Annotated in this window: 12 protein-coding genes; 1 reads left to right on the top strand and 11 read right to left on the bottom strand. The window is 54.8% G+C overall.

Features of this window, described 5'->3' with window-relative positions; translation table 11 throughout:
- Positions 1–121: 121 nt before the first annotated feature.
- The 6 genes from ACZYTD_RS14190 to ACZYTD_RS14165 form a co-directional block, all read right to left on the bottom strand.
- Entirely contained in the window at positions 122–1,000 is an 879-nt protein-coding gene (locus ACZYTD_RS14190) for a transposase (RefSeq protein ID WP_463892964.1), read from the bottom strand.
- 509 nt (positions 1,001–1,509) lie between these two features.
- Positions 1,510–2,931 carry a hypothetical protein gene (locus ACZYTD_RS14185; RefSeq protein WP_463892962.1) on the bottom strand — a complete coding sequence of 474 codons (1,422 nt, stop codon included), beginning with the start codon at positions 2,929–2,931 and terminating at the stop codon, positions 1,510–1,512.
- A 680-nt stretch (positions 2,932–3,611) separates the two neighbouring features.
- Positions 3,612–4,352: a phosphoadenylyl-sulfate reductase gene (locus ACZYTD_RS14180; RefSeq protein WP_463892961.1), complete on the bottom strand. Its 741-nt coding sequence runs from the start codon at positions 4,350–4,352 to the stop codon at positions 3,612–3,614.
- On the bottom strand, positions 4,345–6,051 hold the full coding sequence (cysI, locus tag ACZYTD_RS14175) for an assimilatory sulfite reductase (NADPH) hemoprotein subunit (RefSeq protein ID WP_463892959.1): 1,707 nt from the start codon (positions 6,049–6,051) through the stop codon (positions 4,345–4,347). The genes ACZYTD_RS14180 and cysI overlap by 8 nt, the downstream gene beginning before the upstream one ends.
- Positions 6,051–7,868, bottom strand: a complete 1,818-nt coding sequence (locus tag ACZYTD_RS14170) for an assimilatory sulfite reductase (NADPH) flavoprotein subunit (RefSeq protein ID WP_463892957.1) — start codon at positions 7,866–7,868, stop codon at positions 6,051–6,053. Before ACZYTD_RS14170 ends, cysI begins: the two co-directional genes overlap by 1 nt.
- Positions 7,869–8,221: 353 nt before the next feature.
- On the bottom strand, positions 8,222–8,854 hold the full coding sequence (locus ACZYTD_RS14165; protein WP_463892956.1) for a TIGR04219 family outer membrane beta-barrel protein: 633 nt from the start codon (positions 8,852–8,854) through the stop codon (positions 8,222–8,224).
- Positions 8,855–9,019: 165 nt separating this feature from the next.
- Between ACZYTD_RS14165 and ACZYTD_RS14160 the strand changes: the two genes are divergently transcribed.
- Positions 9,020–9,898 carry a transporter gene (locus ACZYTD_RS14160; protein ID WP_463892954.1) on the top strand — a complete coding sequence of 293 codons (879 nt, stop codon included), beginning with the start codon at positions 9,020–9,022 and terminating at the stop codon, positions 9,896–9,898.
- A gap of 64 nt (positions 9,899–9,962) precedes the next feature.
- Here ACZYTD_RS14160 and ilvN read toward each other — a convergent pair whose 3' ends face one another.
- From ilvN to ACZYTD_RS14135, 5 genes are all read right to left on the bottom strand, one after another.
- Positions 9,963–10,460, bottom strand: a complete 498-nt coding sequence (gene ilvN, locus ACZYTD_RS14155) for an acetolactate synthase small subunit (protein WP_463892953.1) — start codon at positions 10,458–10,460, stop codon at positions 9,963–9,965.
- Complete coding sequence (locus ACZYTD_RS14150) at positions 10,460–12,178, bottom strand: acetolactate synthase 3 large subunit (protein ID WP_463892951.1); 1,719 nt, start codon at positions 12,176–12,178, stop codon at positions 10,460–10,462. The genes ilvN and ACZYTD_RS14150 overlap by 1 nt, the downstream gene beginning before the upstream one ends.
- A gap of 466 nt (positions 12,179–12,644) precedes the next feature.
- Positions 12,645–12,809 (bottom strand): hypothetical protein, encoded by a 165-nt coding sequence (locus tag ACZYTD_RS14145; protein ID WP_463892950.1) that lies wholly within the window; start codon positions 12,807–12,809, stop codon positions 12,645–12,647.
- Between the two features lie 96 nt (positions 12,810–12,905).
- On the bottom strand, positions 12,906–14,003 hold the full coding sequence (locus tag ACZYTD_RS14140; RefSeq protein ID WP_463892949.1) for an MJ1255/VC2487 family glycosyltransferase: 1,098 nt from the start codon (positions 14,001–14,003) through the stop codon (positions 12,906–12,908).
- Positions 14,004–14,012: 9 nt separating this feature from the next.
- Complete coding sequence (locus ACZYTD_RS14135) at positions 14,013–14,507, bottom strand: phosphatase PAP2 family protein (RefSeq protein ID WP_463892947.1); 495 nt, start codon at positions 14,505–14,507, stop codon at positions 14,013–14,015.
- Positions 14,508–14,739: the final 232 nt, after the last annotated feature.

Below are 14,739 nucleotides of genomic sequence, written 5' to 3'. Positions count from 1 at the left end.
TAACAACACCTACAAGCTGCTTTTGCTGGAAAACAGCGAAGGGCGCCCAGCGCACTCCAAACGCCGTCAAAGAGCGCATGGACTCCCGGTTAATCGCATTGGATAACAGAAGCAGATGGGCTTATTGCAGTAAGGTCGGCCTTAGCAAACCGCCCCGGACATTCTGTCGACTGGTGAGTCTGGCATGAGCGGCGGCGCCAGTGACCAATCCGATGACTGTACCGTGTGACAACTGCTTTATCGCCAGCTCAGACAGGAAGCTACTGCTATCAATTCCCAGCCGGGACAAAATTGGAGGTACATCGGCAGCAATAGCTCCCCGTTTGTCATAACGGCGCACTCTTCCCGTCCAGTCTAATAGCAGCAGGTAATCCTTGAGGGTATAGGGCAGGCTCTCTGGCTCAGGCTTGCCACTTGCAAAGGGAAGTAACCTTGGCAACTTTCCTTTAGACTCTATTTCAGGTTCATTTGATTCCGCTAGCCGTTGATGGATGGAAACGTCAGCCGACTCTTCCGGTGCTAATACCAGACTTGCTCGCAGTGGATTGAGGTCAACATACACCATACAGGCCAGTCGCCCCGGTTCATCCAGTATTGCTTGGGACTTGAACCGTCCCTCCCAAAACCGACCTTTGCAACCATCTTCAATGTTGGCCAAACGCGCAATGTGTTCGTTCAGACAACGCATATACCAAGAGACATCGCAAAGGCGGTGACGCCACAGAGCAACCAGCTTCTGTACTACCTCGGTTTCAGCCTCTTCGGCGTTGTTTTTCTGCCAGTTTTTAACCATACCTGGCACACAAAACAGGCGCCCCCAGCGGGAGATAACCTCGTCATCGGTCAGTGCTAATGCCTTGTCTTTATTAATATTAATGACCAGATGGTAATGATTGGACATCACCGCATAGGCATATAGCTCTATGGTAAAGACCTCCGCCAACAAGGATAATCGTTCCAGCACCCAACCTTTGCGATGGCTGTAATCCTTGCCGGTCAAGCTGTCCTCGCCACACAGAAAAGCTCGGCGCACACAGCGGCAGATACAGTGATAGTAAGGCGTGGAGGATGTGCAAATCAGCTGACTGCGAGGGAGGGTCATCATCCACTCCAACAGAACTACCATGATCAAAGCATAGGCACTGTTTTTATATACAGCAAACTGGGGTGGGTGTCCTTTCCCCCGTCCCATGAACGGAACCAATCAGCGCACCATAAACGGCTTGCCACCCGAGCCGTCATCCCCGCGCAGGCGGGGATCCAGAGCCCTGGACTCCCGCCTACGCGGGAGCGACAAAGAGAAGAACCGGCATGGCCGTAGCAGCAGGATGGGTGTCCAATTCAGTCCCGCAAGTCCAGCTCACGCTCCCGAAGTGGGTGTCCTTGCCCCCGTCCAGCCGTTTATTACTCCCAAAGTGGGTGTCCAGTTCGGCCCGTTTTAAGATGTCTCGTTCTAAGTTAGCCGAGAAATAATAAAACAGCCCCAACCATAACTCTATTAAACCTAACCTATGAGCTAGCCTCATCACTCCTCTCACTCGATTTCATTGTAGCTTGCAAGCCATCATTAACTTTTCTTTCAATTGCATTTCTAACATCTTCTGATTTACTTTCAATTACTTTTATAAGACTTTTAAAGCCAGGGATTTTATCAAGTTTTTCTATGGAGTCGGTAAGTTTTGTACTCTTATCCAATACATCAATAATCGGATGATCTGCCTTATTGTAATCAGATATTAACTTACCAGGGTTTTCTTGGCTTGCATCAAGAACATTGTATAACAACTTTATTTTCAACTCTGTTGAAATACTATCGCTTTCTATTTCCTGTATCTGACTTGAGAGGCCTTCAAATGTTTTGCTCAAAACTTCCTTATGCGTATACTCTTCAACCAAACGCTTAGATAAATTGATTCTTTTGTTAGAAAAATATGCAAGCCATAGAAAAGGTAAATATATCGGCAATATTGCCAAAACAATCCTAGGAATATCAAGAATAACAGCTTCCAACGTTTTCCCTTGGTACATCATATAGATGCTAACACCAAAAGGTATAATTGAAACCATTACAAGACCGAGCAATGCCCAGTTAAAGCTTGCATCTGAACGTCTTATTTCTGCAAGCTCTGCAATTCTTTTTTCTGAATAAGCATGACTAAGTCCAGCAGTGAGTGCTCCAGGTAGCAATGATTTTATTTTCGTTAAAATAGAACCATATTCAGACTCACTCCGCTCAACTGACTTATCTAAATTTTCTTTGCAAGAGTTTAGATGGTGTTGAAATTCATTCTTAGCCATCACTTGAAAACCAGATAATTCTTTCCTTATATTTAACATCTCATCTTTAATTTGCTTGTATGAATATTCTAGTTGATCTCTTAATCCATCAATATGACGTTCTTCGTTCGTCTCAGGGTCTTCTTCTTCATATCCATATATTTCATAATACAGATCGTCAATTTCACTTTTCCGTTTATTGATATTTGTGAAGGCAGCATTAATTTTTGATATTAAATCCTTACCCGAAGTATAAAATGACTCTAAATCAGAAAGCCTCTGCGTTAAATCATCTTTATTTTCATAGATAGAATTAATTACATCCACTTTGTTTGTTAAAGCATCTATTATCTCGATACAATTTTGCGCAGTTTCTGTTGTGCTATTTATAAAATCAATTTTTTGCGATACAGAAGCATAGCTATTCTCAATGCCATTGATTTTAGCATTTACATTTGCAACTAACGATTCAAGAGTATTCTTGTGTTCGAAGCATTTGTTTTTAAACTCAGCAGCTTTTTTGGAGTGTTGTCTTGCTTCCTTTTCGATTTCAGGTGTTTTCTTAGTAACCAGCTCCTCTAACTCAACCAGCCTAGCCCATGTTTTTTCTCTTTCGACATTAAGAAAATCTAGTGTTATTAGATTACTATCCATGATTTATCCCTTGTGAAAATAATCTTTTTATTAAAAAACAACCATCGAATAATTGGCGTTCTCCGCATTCCAGAGTGAAATTACGCCTTCAACTTGCAGCTGTCACATCACCGATAGCGAGATGGCTGCGCCACCTCACCAGCTTGATAGCTATATGGCTCTAGGCTAACGCAAACGTTTTTCAGATGAAACCGCCAAGGATTAAGCCAGATCAAGCTTTGCCCGGTTTTTAGCCAAAAATCCGCAAAACCCCAAGCCGTTTGTCGGGCCGAGGGGCCAAATCGGGGTTTGGACGGAATTGAGTATTCCGGCCCCGATTTGGCGCGAGGGCAAGGATAGCCCGAGCGGATTGCGAAGCCATGGATGGCGTAGCGAGGCCTTTTCCCCCTTGCCGCCCCCGCCAACGGCAGGTTGGCAATTCTCCCTAGCCAAGGGGCGGAACCAGATCAACAAAACCGAGTTTGACAACCCTTCGACAAGCTCAGGGCGAACGGTTGGTGTAGTCAGACAGGTACGCGCAAACCCCGCCCCTGCCCTCCCCTTGAAAAAAGGGGAGGGAGCAAGACAAAAGCTTCGCAAGCTCAGTTGCCAAGCCCGGCAGCGGGCCACGCGGCCAGCAACGCAAACACCAAGGGCGCCTCTCGGCGCCCTTGGCAATTACAGCGATGACAGGACTGTCATCAACCCCCTTCATGCAGCCCGCATTCGCGTTTTAGGCCGAAGAAGCGGGTCTCTTCTTCACTCATACCCGGTTCCCACTTGGTGGTGGTGTGGGTGTCGCCGACCGAGAGGTAGCCTTGCTCCCAGAGTGGGTGGTAGGGCAGGTCGTGCTCCTTGAAGTAGTAGAAGACATCCTTATTGCTCCAGTCGATGACCGGCAGGAACTTGAAGCGGCCGCGCTGGATGGCCAGCACTGGCAGGTTGCCACGGCTGCCGGATTGCTCGCGGCGCAGGCCGGAGAACCAGGTCCTGGCGTTCAGCTCGCTCAAGGCCCGGGCCATGGGCTCGACCTTGTTCAGCTGGTTGTAGCGCTCAATCCCTTCGACGCCCTGCTCCCAGAGCTTGCCGTAGCGCGCCTCTTGCCAGGCGGCCGACAGCTCGGCACGGTAGACCTTCAGGTTAAGCTGCAAACGCTCGGTAAGCTCATCGATAAACTGGTAGGTCTCGGGGAAGAGATAGCCGGTGTCGGTGAGGATCACCGGAATATCGCGCTTTTGCTGGCTGATCAGATGCAGCATCAGCGCCGCCTGGATGCCAAAGCTCGAGGAGAGCACAAACTCGCCCGGCAGATGCTCCAGAGCCCAGGCCACCCGCTCCTGGGCGCTTAAGGCTTCAAGCTCGGCATTGGTATCCGCCAGGGCCGCCACCTGCTGCTCTTTCGTGAGGGCCAGCAGGCCCTCCAGATCCAACCGCTTAGTCATAGAAGTCTCTCGCAGAATCGATCACCGGCTTGACGATACCGGCGCGGATCACGAAGTCACCAAAGCCCTCCCCTGCCTCGCGCTCGCTGGCCCAGCGGCCCACTAGCGTGTCGATCTCGGCGAGGATCTGCGGCTCGGTGATGTTCTCGCGGTACATGCGCGGAATACGGGTGCCCGCCACGTTGCCACCGATATAGAAGTTGTAGCGCCCCGGCGCCTTGCCCACCAGACCGATCTCCGCCAACATGGCGCGACCGCAACCGTTGGGGCAGCCGGTGACACGGAAGATGATGCTCTCATCCGGTATGCCGTGCTTGGCCAGCACCCCTTCGATCTGGGTGACAAAGGCGGGCAGGAAGCGCTCGGCTTCGGCCATGGCCAGCGGGCAGGTCGGCAGGGCCACACAGGCCATGGACTCTTCGCGCTGTCTGGAGACCGGGGCCAACAGACCATACTGGATGGCCAGCGCCTCGATGGTCGCCTTCTGCTCGGCGGGGACGCCGGCGATGATCAGGTTCTGATTCGCCGTCATACGCAGATCGCCCTGATGCACCTTGGCAATCTCGGCCAGCCCCGTCTTGATGGGCTTGCCAGGGAAATCCAGGATACGGCCATTCTCGATAAACAGGGTCAGATGGTGCTTGCCATCGATGCCCTCTACCCAACCGAAACGATCGCCACGGCTGGTGAACTCATAAGCACGGCTATCTGCAAACTTCACACCGGCACGCTTCTCCACCTCGGCCTTGAAGGCCTCGACACCGACGCGCTCGAGGGTGTACTTGGTCTTGGCGTTCTTGCGGTTGACCCGGTTGCCCCAGTCGCGCTGGGTGGTGACCACAGCCGCCGCCACCGCTAGCGTGTGCTCCTTGGGGATAAAGCCAAAGTCGTCGGCCTTGCGCGGGAAGGTCTCCTTCTCGCCGTGAGTCATGGCCAGACCGCCACCCACCAGCACGTTAAAGCCCACCAGCTCGCCATTTTCGGCAATGGCCACGAAGTTCAGATCGTTGGCGTGCACATCGATATCGTTGTGCGGCGGGATCACGACCGTGGTCTTGAACTTGCGCGGCAGGTAGTTGGAGCCGAGGATTGGCTCCTCATCCGGCCCCAGCTTCTCGCCATCCAGCCAGATCTCGGCATAGGCGCGGGTCTTGGGCAGCAGATGCTCGGAGATGGCCTTGGCCCACTCGTAGGCTTCGGCATGCAGCTTGGACTCCACCGGATTGCTGGTGCACAGCACGTTGCGGTTTACATCCCCTGCCGTGGCTATGGAGTCCATGCCGTACTGGTTCAGGGTCTGGTGCATCAGCTTGATATTGGGCTTGAGCACGCCGTGGAACTGGAAGGTCTGGCGCGTGGTCAGACGGATGCTGCCATACATAGTATGGTCACGGGCAAACTCGTCGATGGCCAGCCACTGGGTCGGGGTGATGATGCCGCCGGGCATACGGGCGCGCAGCATGACGTTATGCAGCGGCTCGAGTTTTTGCTGGGCGCGCTCGGCACGGATGTCGCGGTCATCCTGCTGATACATGCCGTGAAAGCGGATCAGCTGGAAGTTATCGCCGTTGAAGCCGCCGGTGAGGGGATCGCGCAGATCCTGCTCTATGGTGCCACGCAGAAAGTTGCTCTCGCGCTTTAGGCGCTCGTTGTCAGCCAGAGGCCCTTCAACCGGGCCGGGAACAGTTTGGTAGCTCATCAGTAGACATCCCTCTGGTAGCGCTTGGCGCGACGCAATTCATTCAAATACTCTTCGGCCGCTTCGCGATCTTTGTTGCCGTACTGGGCAATGATATCGATCAGGGCTTCCTGCACATCCTTGGCCATGCGATTGGCATCGCCGCAGACGTAGAAGTGGGCACCCTGCTCCAGCCAGGCATAGACTTCGGCACCCTGCTCGCGCAGGCGATCCTGCACATAGATCTTTTGCGCCTGATCGCGACTGAAGGCCAGATCGATCTTGGAAAGCAGACCGGACTTGACGTACTTCTGCCACTCCACCTGATAGAGGAAATCCTGGGTGAAGTGGGGGTTGCCGAAAATCAGCCAGTTCTTGCCACTGGCGCCATCGGCGTCACGCTGCTGGATAAAGGCGCGGAACGGCGCAATGCCGGTGCCCGGGCCCACCATGATGACCGGCGTATTGCCATCCTCCGGCAGACGGAAGTTATCGTTATGCTCGACAAACACTCGCAGCTGGCTCCCCTCGGCCAGACGATCGGCCAGGTAAGAAGAAGCACCGCCGGAGCGCACCGTGCCATCGGCCTGCGGGTAACGCACCACACCGACGGTCAGATGCACCTCTTCCTCTACCTCGGCCTGAGATGAGGCGATGGAGTACATGCGCGGGGTAAGCGGACGCAAGAGCGCCACCAGCTGCTCGGCGGCCAGTGCCTGCGGATAACGCTTAAGCACATCGACGATCTGGGCAGAAGCCGCCAGCGCCGTGGTCTGGGCCTTGTCGGCAGCAATGGCCTTTAACTCGGCATTGTCAGAGTGCTCCGCCAGACCGCTGATAAAGCCGCCATGCAGACGGGTCAGCTCGAAGTGGCGGGTCAAGGCTTCGCTAAGCGCAAGGCTCTTGCCTTCCACGCTCACGCTTTCGCTACCGGAGAGGCCAGTCAGCGCCAGCACCTCGGCCACCAGGGCGGCATCGTTATCAAACCAGACACCCAGGGCATCACCGGGCTGATAGCTGATGCCAGACTCTTCCAACGAGATCTCGATATGGCGGATATCCTTGGTGGAGTCGCGGCCGGTGATCTTCTGGTTGGTAGAGAGCATCGCCAGATAGGGGTTGAACTTGTCGTACTGGCTATGAGCCGTGGCAACACCGGCCACCCCTGATGCGATTCCAGAGGCGGCAGAGGCAGAGCCACCTAAGGTAGCAGCCAGGGCAGAAACCGCCTGCTCGGCCCACTCGGCGGCAGCGGCGCGATAATCCACATCAAGATCGGCACGGGCCAGCACACGCTCGGCACCACCCTGCTCCAGATGGGCATCAAAATCCTTGCCCGCCTGGCAGAAGAATTCGTAAGAGGAGTCGCCCAGCCCCAGCACGGCGAATTTAAGACCATCGAGCTTGCCCAGCTTGCCCGCCTTGAGCTGACCGAGCAGATCCACGGCGTTCTCCGGCGGCTCGCCCTCACCCAGGGTGCTGGTGACAACGATAAGATGGGTCTCTTTTTTCAGCTGCTTGGGCTTGAAGTCGCTCATGCTGGCAAGCTGCACCTGCAGCCCCTTGCCTAACGCCTGCGATTTGATGGACTCGGCCACGCCCTTGGCATTGCCAGTCTGGGAGCCGTAAAGAATGGTAAGCGTGCCCGCTGGCACACTGGCGGTGGTGGCCACACCCGCATCGCCACCGGCAGCCACAGCACCACCGGCCTGGGCCAGACCAAACAGATAACCACTGGCCCAGATCAGCTCATGAGCCGAAAATCCGGCCACGGCCTCGGCCAGTCTGGAGAGTTGCGGTACGGGCAGTACCGCTGCTTGTGTTCCCTTTGAAGTCATATCGCCGATTTCCCTCTACTCTGATGGTCCCAGCTTAAGGAGTGCTTATATGCTTATCAAAGAACAAAACCGCATTTTTAATTCCATTTAGACATAAACGATATAAATAACCCATTTTAAGGCCGCTGATCCCTAATCATGTTGGTCATCCACCATAGGGTTTAATGGCTCATGAATGCGGTGACGGGATCACCTTTAAGCCGACCTTAGGCCTCAGGGACGAGTACCAACGAAAGTGGGTGTCCCCGTTGAACTCACGAATGAACTCACGAAAGTGGGTGTCCCGGTTGAACTCGGATATAAAAAAGGAGCACAAAAGTGCTCCTTTTTGACCTCATCTGATAACAGAAGAGTTAGAAGCGGTATTCCGCCCCGGCAAACCAGCCATCCATGCGCTGGGCAAACTCCACACCATCCATCTCATCATCCATGCGCACGTTGCGGTAACCGGCGCGCAGCTTGAACTTGGCGACCAGCTCCATAGCCATACCGATACGATAGTCATGGGAGTGGTTACCGTCCCAGGAAGAAACCCGCGCATCGGCAAAGCCGCTAACCGTAGTACCGGGAATATTGGCATCGGCCTGCAGATAAGCCATGGGGATGGTATCTTTGTAACTCTTACCGTTGAAGTCACCATCCAACTGACGGATATCCAAGCCACCGCCAATCCCGAACAGATCGTTATCAAACAACCGGTAATAGAGCGCCAGATCCCAGGCCCCCAGCTCATTGCTAAGCCCACTCCCTTGGCTGCTCAGATCCGAGTGCTGCAGATTGACGTTAGGAAGAAAGGGAAAGCCGTGGCGCAGATCGACCCAATAGGTCCACAAGGAGGGGTCATCGTAGTTAGAGCCGACCCCCTGGATTTGACCAGTCGGTGTCGGATACCAGTAGTCAGCCCCCAGACCCAGGCTCAGATCTGACGCCTGACTCTTACCAACCAGGGCCAGCAGACAAGCTGCCGCCAATAAACCCTTCTTCATCTCCAGAAACCTCTTGTTGTTCATCATTGGTCGACATTCTACTCATGCCCGATGAAAAACCCAGAAAATTCATGGAGTGACATACTCAGCCCCCCGGCACAGGAAAGACTGTTTTTGCGTAAGGATCGCCTAAACTTATTTCAGATTCCTCAGCTGGAGTTGACGATGAAAACTGCCGGTTCAACTACAGCCCCCCTGCTCACCCTTCTAGTCGTTGCCTACGCCTCACCCCTATTGGCCGTCGAGTTACAACCCGGTACCTATACCCCCCAGCCAGCAGGCACCCGAATTCTGGATCTGACCTATGCCCATCTGGAGCGGGATGCCCTCTACAGCAAGGGGAAGAAATTGCCCCTGGATCCGCTGCTGATCCTGGATCTGGTGCAGGTGCGGGGGCGCTACCATCTGCCCGTGGAGGGAAGCGCCATTTCCGCCAGCTTCTCATTTTATTGTGGCAATAATCGGGGCGCCAGGGCACTGACAAGCTGGGGCAGCCAGAGCGGCTGTAGCGATCTGCTGCTGGGCATGACCTACTGGCCCCTGCATGATCTCAAGAAGGGGCAATTTTTAGGGTTAACCCCCTATATTTCCCTACCCACCGGAGAGTATGACCCCTCCCGCCCCTACAATTTTGGCGAGAACCGTTACAGCGTCGGCCTCAACAGCGGCTACGCCTTCCACCTCTCTCCCAAGTTAAGCAACGAGTTGCTGGGGGATATCCAGCTCTTTGGCGAAAACGATGACTACCTGAACGGCCATAGCCTCAAGCAGCAGCCCCTGCTGACCCTGCAGTACCATCTGCGCTACCAGCTCACGCCAAGCGGCAAGCTTTTTGCCTCCTATCTGCATGACTGGGCCAGCGCCACCAGCCTTGACGGCAAGGCTCAACACAATGGCAGGAATAATGGCCGCTACCGGATTGGCTATCAGCAGATGGTGAGCAAGACATGGCAGTTACAACTCAGTTGGGGGGCTGACCTGCAGGTGGAAAACGGGTTGCGGGAATCTGAGCGCCTGCTGCTGCGCAGTGTTTGGCTGTTCTAGATTCCATGATCGAAAAAAACCCGCCGAAGCGGGTTTGGGATATTACAAGTTTCAGGGGATTCGATCAGGCGTGCAGGGCGCGCTCGCCGCGGGCAATACCACAGACGCCGCTGCGCACCACCTCGACAATCTCGGTGGCCTGCTTCAGGGTGCCGATGAAGGCATCCAGCTTGTCGCTGGTCCCCACCAACTGCACCGTATAGAGCTCGGAGGTGACATCCACTATCTGGCCACGGAAGATCTCGGCCAGACGCTTCACCTCATCCCGTGAGTCCGGGGTGTTGGCCCGGCTCTTCACCAGCATGATCTCACGCTCTATGTGGCTGCCTTCGGTAATGTCGGAGACCTTGAGCACATCCACCAGCTTGTGCAGCTGTTTGGTGATCTGCTCTATCACCCGCTCATCACCCAAAGTCACGATCGTCATCCGCGACAGGGTCGGATCCTCGGTCGGTGCCACAGTCAGGGTTTCGATGTTATAACCGCGTTGGGAAAACAGACCGACCACACGACTCAGGGCACCGGATTCGTTTTCCAGTAAAACTGAAATTAAATGTCGCATCAGGTACGCTCCGTCTTGCTCAACCACATCTCATCCATGCCACCAAACTTGATCTGCATCGGATACACATGCTCGTCAGGATCAACCGCGATATCCATGAATACCAAGCGGTTCTTCAGCGAGAAGGCATACTCCATCGCCTCTTCCAGTTTGGCAGGATCATCCACCTTGATCCCCACATGACCATACGCCTCAGCCAGTTTGACGAAGTCCGGCAAGGATTCCATGTAGGAGTGGCTGTGACGACCGCCGTAGAACATCTTCTGCCACTGCTTGACCATGCCCAGGGCGCGGTTATTCATGGTGATGATCTTCACCGGAATACCGTACTGCAGACAGGTAGAGAGCTCCTGGATGTTCATCTGGATGGAGCCATCTCCGGTCACACAGGCGACCACCGCATCCGGGTGAGCAAACTGCACCCCCATAGCGGCCGGCAGACCAAAGCCCATGGTGCCGAGGCCCCCTGAGTTGATCCACTGCCGTGGCTCGGCAAACGGGTAGTAGAGGGCCGTAAACATCTGGTGCTGGCCCACATCCGAGGCCACATAGGCCTTGCCTTCTGTCACCTTGTAGAGCGTCTCGATCACCTGTTGTGGCTTGATGATGCTGCTGCTCTTCTCGTAGGAGAGGCAACGTTTGGCACGCCAACCGTCGATCTGCTCCCACCAATCCGCCAGCGCACCATCATCGATCTCGAGTCCCAGTTCGGCCACAGCCTCCAGCATCTGATCCAGTACGGTATCAACCGCACCCACGATAGGCACATCTACCTGCACCGTCTTGGAGATGGAGGTGGGATCGATATCCACATGGATTATCTTGGCGTGAGGACAGAACTTGGCCACATTGTTGGTGACCCGATCGTCAAAACGCGCACCAATGGCCACAATCAGATCCGCATTGTGCATGGTGTTGTTGGCTTCGAAGGTGCCGTGCATACCCAGCATACCCACAAACTGGCTGTGAGTTCCTGGGAAGGCACCCAGCCCCATCAAGGTGCTGGTCACCGGCAGGCTGAACAGCTCAGCCAGACGACGGACCTGCTCCTTGCCGTTGGAGAGCACGGCGCCGCCACCCACATAGAGTACCGGCTTCTTGGCTTCAGCCAACATCTTGACCGCACGCTTGATCTGCCCCTTATGCCCGGCTTTGCTCGGGTTATAGGAGCGCATGCTGACCGACTTGGGATACTCGTAGGGGAACTTCTCTTTCGGGTTCTGCACATCCTTGGGCAAATCCACCACCACAGGGCCGGGACGGCCGGTGGAGGCGATATAGAACGCCTTCTTGATGGCCATCGGGATTTCGGACGCGGTCTTACACAGGAAGCTGTGTTTCACCACAGGACGCGAAATACCGATCATGTCCACTTCCTGGAAGGCATCTTCGCCGATCAGGGTGGTTGGCACCTGACCGGAGAGGATCACCATAGGAATGGAGTCCATGTAGGCGGTGGCAATACCGGTAATACAGTTGGTTGCGCCTGGACCTGAGGTCACCAGCGCTGCGCCGACCCGGCCGGTCGAACGGGCAAAACCATCAGCCATGTGGATAGCCGCCTGCTCATGGCGCACTAACACATGCTCAATTTTGCTATTTTCAAAAAGGGCGTCATAGATATCGAGCACCGAACCGCCGGGGTAACCAAAGATATGGTCCACCCCTTCGTCTTCCAGCGCACGAACCACCATCTCCGCGCCTGATAACATCTCCATGATACAAGCCCTCCAGGCTTTACTTTGTAAGGTCGGTGGGATATCGGCTCCCTTGCGCCAAGCTCGCTTGACAGGTAAGGCTATGCTCAGTCCCCTGATTGGGGCGACTCAGCATAACCTTTTGAATAGACGGGTTATTATTCGAGCAAAACCCTGTCACAGACTGAGAATGGAAAATTGACCTTACCCCGCTTCGTGCTGCTTGTCCATGGATTTGCCGCATCATAAGAGTGCAGCAATTCACCATCCTTGCACATAACGCCAGAGCCGCCGCAACCAGCCAGATATTATCTGGTTAGAGTAAGAGATAACTTTATCTATTTTCCGGGAAATGGCTTTTTTACAGATAAAAACAAAACATCCTCGCCTCTCTGCCGATAGAAGCTGGACATACCTCCGCAGATAGCAGCAAGAAGCCCGGCGACTGGCCGGGCTTCTAACTCAGTGGTGCCCCGGTTATGAGCACTCAATCGCTAGGCTTTTCTTCTTCCAGCCCTTCGTCTTGCCAAATCTGATGCTCCTTGTCGGATTGCTCCGTTAACTGGATGGACATCCCCATGGTCGCCAGCTCCTCCAGCGTCAAATTATCGGCCAGATGCACCTCTTCGCCTCGTTGATTCTTGAACATCATAGATCACCTCCTGACCTTGGCTACCTCTTGCCACAGGCAGGAGATAGCAAAACGACTCGGTATCACCTTAAAGCCTAGCAGAGAGTTGGCGAGGGCTCAGGCTTTCAGCGGCAAGGTGCAACCCATGGTCTCAGCCATACCTAACTCAGCCAGACGATCACAGACTAACTCGGGGAAACTGACCCGCCGCCACATGCGTTCGATGAGCAGGCTGATGGGCTCATTCCCACCGGCTGCCAACCAGCGGGCGATACCATCGGCCACATCCGGATAGTGCACACAACCGGGCGCCTCACTATTGAGCCAACTGCGCACCGCCCCCGGATCCAGGCTCTGCATCACCTCGCCCAACCCCAACATCTCCAGCGTCATGGCGTTGGTCTGTTGTTCAAACTGTCCTTGCAGGGGTTTGAGCAGCAGTTTCTTGCCCAGACTCAAGGCCTCGGAGGCCAGCTCAAACCCGGCATTGGAGATGACACCGTGGCTACGCGCCAACGCCTGCTTGAAGGCATCTCGACTCTGGGGGTAGTAGTGAATATTGCCGACCACATGAGGCTGATGAATATCCGGGTGATAGCAACGAAACTCGACACCGCGATAGCGGGAGAGCAGCTCGTGGATGGCCCGGGTCGACTCAAAGGGTAGATAAACCAGTATGGTGCCATCCTCACGCTCGGGGACGATCGAGTCGATGATGGGCGGCAGTATGGGAAAGCCAAAGTGGAACCAGTGCAGTCCCACCGCCTTGGTGACCGGCGCATAGTGACGCATTATGCTGCGGGAGACGAGATCGTCCCCGGCGCGGGGAATGCCATAGCCAAAGGAGGCCTGATGGCTGATGCCGATAGTGGGTACCTTCTGCCGCTTGGCCGCCCAGGCGGTCAAGGGCTCAAAGTCGCTGAACACCTTGTCATAGCCAGAAAAATCCAGCTGTTGCATATCTTGCCAGAACTGGCGCGGGCGGTTTTGCCGCAGGGTTTGCCACAAGTCCACCTGACCATCATGGCTGAAGAAGGTGAGCCCAGGGTAGGCGCGGTAGGCGCCAAACTCCTGCATGTCGAAATAGGCATCGGCCGCACGACCACTGAAGAGAAAATCCACCTCAATGCCGTGCCGTTGCATCGCCACCGCCAAGGAGCGGCAGCGACTGATGTGGCCATTGCCGGTTCCCTGCACGCCATAAAGTATCCGCATCAATAATCCTTACAGTAGAACCAAACCGGCACAGCTAGCACCCAGCAAGGCTCCGGCTATGAGGTCGGTCAGATAGTGCACGCCCAACAGGAGGCGAGAAGCACCAATAAACAGCGCCCAGAGAAAGGCACCTGCCGCCGCGGCTGGATAGAAGTTGGCCACCAGACAAGCCATGACAAACGCCGCGGCGGTATGGCCCGAGGGCAGGCTGTAGCGATCCGAGGGGCGAATGAAGACCGGCAGGCCGCTGGGCCGCTCGCGCTTGATCCGATTCTTCAACAACAGATAGAGGGGGAGCTCGATGGCAAAGGTGGTGAGGCCAGTCAGCAAGAAGAGCTGGCCACGGGCCCCATCCCACCAGGCGAGCCCCAAGGCCAGCAACAGATAGAGGGGGCCATCGCCAGTGCGCGATATCAGTCGGCTCAGCCTGGCCTGCAGCTGGTTATAGCCATGTAATAGACAGAGCTGGCTCAAACGCAGATCCCAACGGGTGATGTGATTCATGGCTTGCCCTCCTGGTGGCCTCAAACACAACGGAGCTCTGTGTACCGCCTACGGTTAATTGACGGTTTTTTCACCCCATAGAGGCCAGACTAGGCGCTGCAGATGACAGCGCCTTGACCGAAATGTCACAACTTGATGACAGCGCCAGGGGATAGATCAGTTGACTTTTTTTCGAAAAATCGCTATTGCTATTAGCCATTGCCCAGAAGGACTTTGCTTAAATATGCGCTTT

It is taken from the genome of Pseudaeromonas sp. HNCC25DJ180, from assembly GCF_055413345.1.
The sequence above is the reverse complement of the archived record's forward strand: the minus strand, read 5'-3'. Positions and strand labels throughout refer to the sequence as shown.

Coding starts and splice junctions, on each gene's coding strand:
- ACZYTD_RS14185 (WP_463892962.1), bottom strand. CDS start 2,931: ATGGATAGTAATCTAATAACACTAGATTTTCTTAATGTCGAAAGAGAA.
- ACZYTD_RS14180 (WP_463892961.1), bottom strand. CDS start 4,352: ATGACTAAGCGGTTGGATCTGGAGGGCCTGCTGGCCCTCACGAAAGAG.
- cysI (WP_463892959.1), bottom strand. CDS start 6,051: ATGAGCTACCAAACTGTTCCCGGCCCGGTTGAAGGGCCTCTGGCTGAC.
- ACZYTD_RS14170 (WP_463892957.1), bottom strand. CDS start 7,868: ATGACTTCAAAGGGAACACAAGCAGCGGTACTGCCCGTACCGCAACTC.
- ACZYTD_RS14165 (WP_463892956.1), bottom strand. CDS start 8,854: ATGAAGAAGGGTTTATTGGCGGCAGCTTGTCTGCTGGCCCTGGTTGGT.
- ACZYTD_RS14160 (WP_463892954.1), top strand. CDS start 9,020: ATGAAAACTGCCGGTTCAACTACAGCCCCCCTGCTCACCCTTCTAGTC.
- ilvN (WP_463892953.1), bottom strand. CDS start 10,460: ATGCGACATTTAATTTCAGTTTTACTGGAAAACGAATCCGGTGCCCTG.
- ACZYTD_RS14150 (WP_463892951.1), bottom strand. CDS start 12,178: ATGGAGATGTTATCAGGCGCGGAGATGGTGGTTCGTGCGCTGGAAGAC.
- ACZYTD_RS14145 (WP_463892950.1), bottom strand. CDS start 12,809: ATGATGTTCAAGAATCAACGAGGCGAAGAGGTGCATCTGGCCGATAAT.
- ACZYTD_RS14140 (WP_463892949.1), bottom strand. CDS start 14,003: ATGCGGATACTTTATGGCGTGCAGGGAACCGGCAATGGCCACATCAGT.
- ACZYTD_RS14135 (WP_463892947.1), bottom strand. CDS start 14,507: ATGAATCACATCACCCGTTGGGATCTGCGTTTGAGCCAGCTCTGTCTA.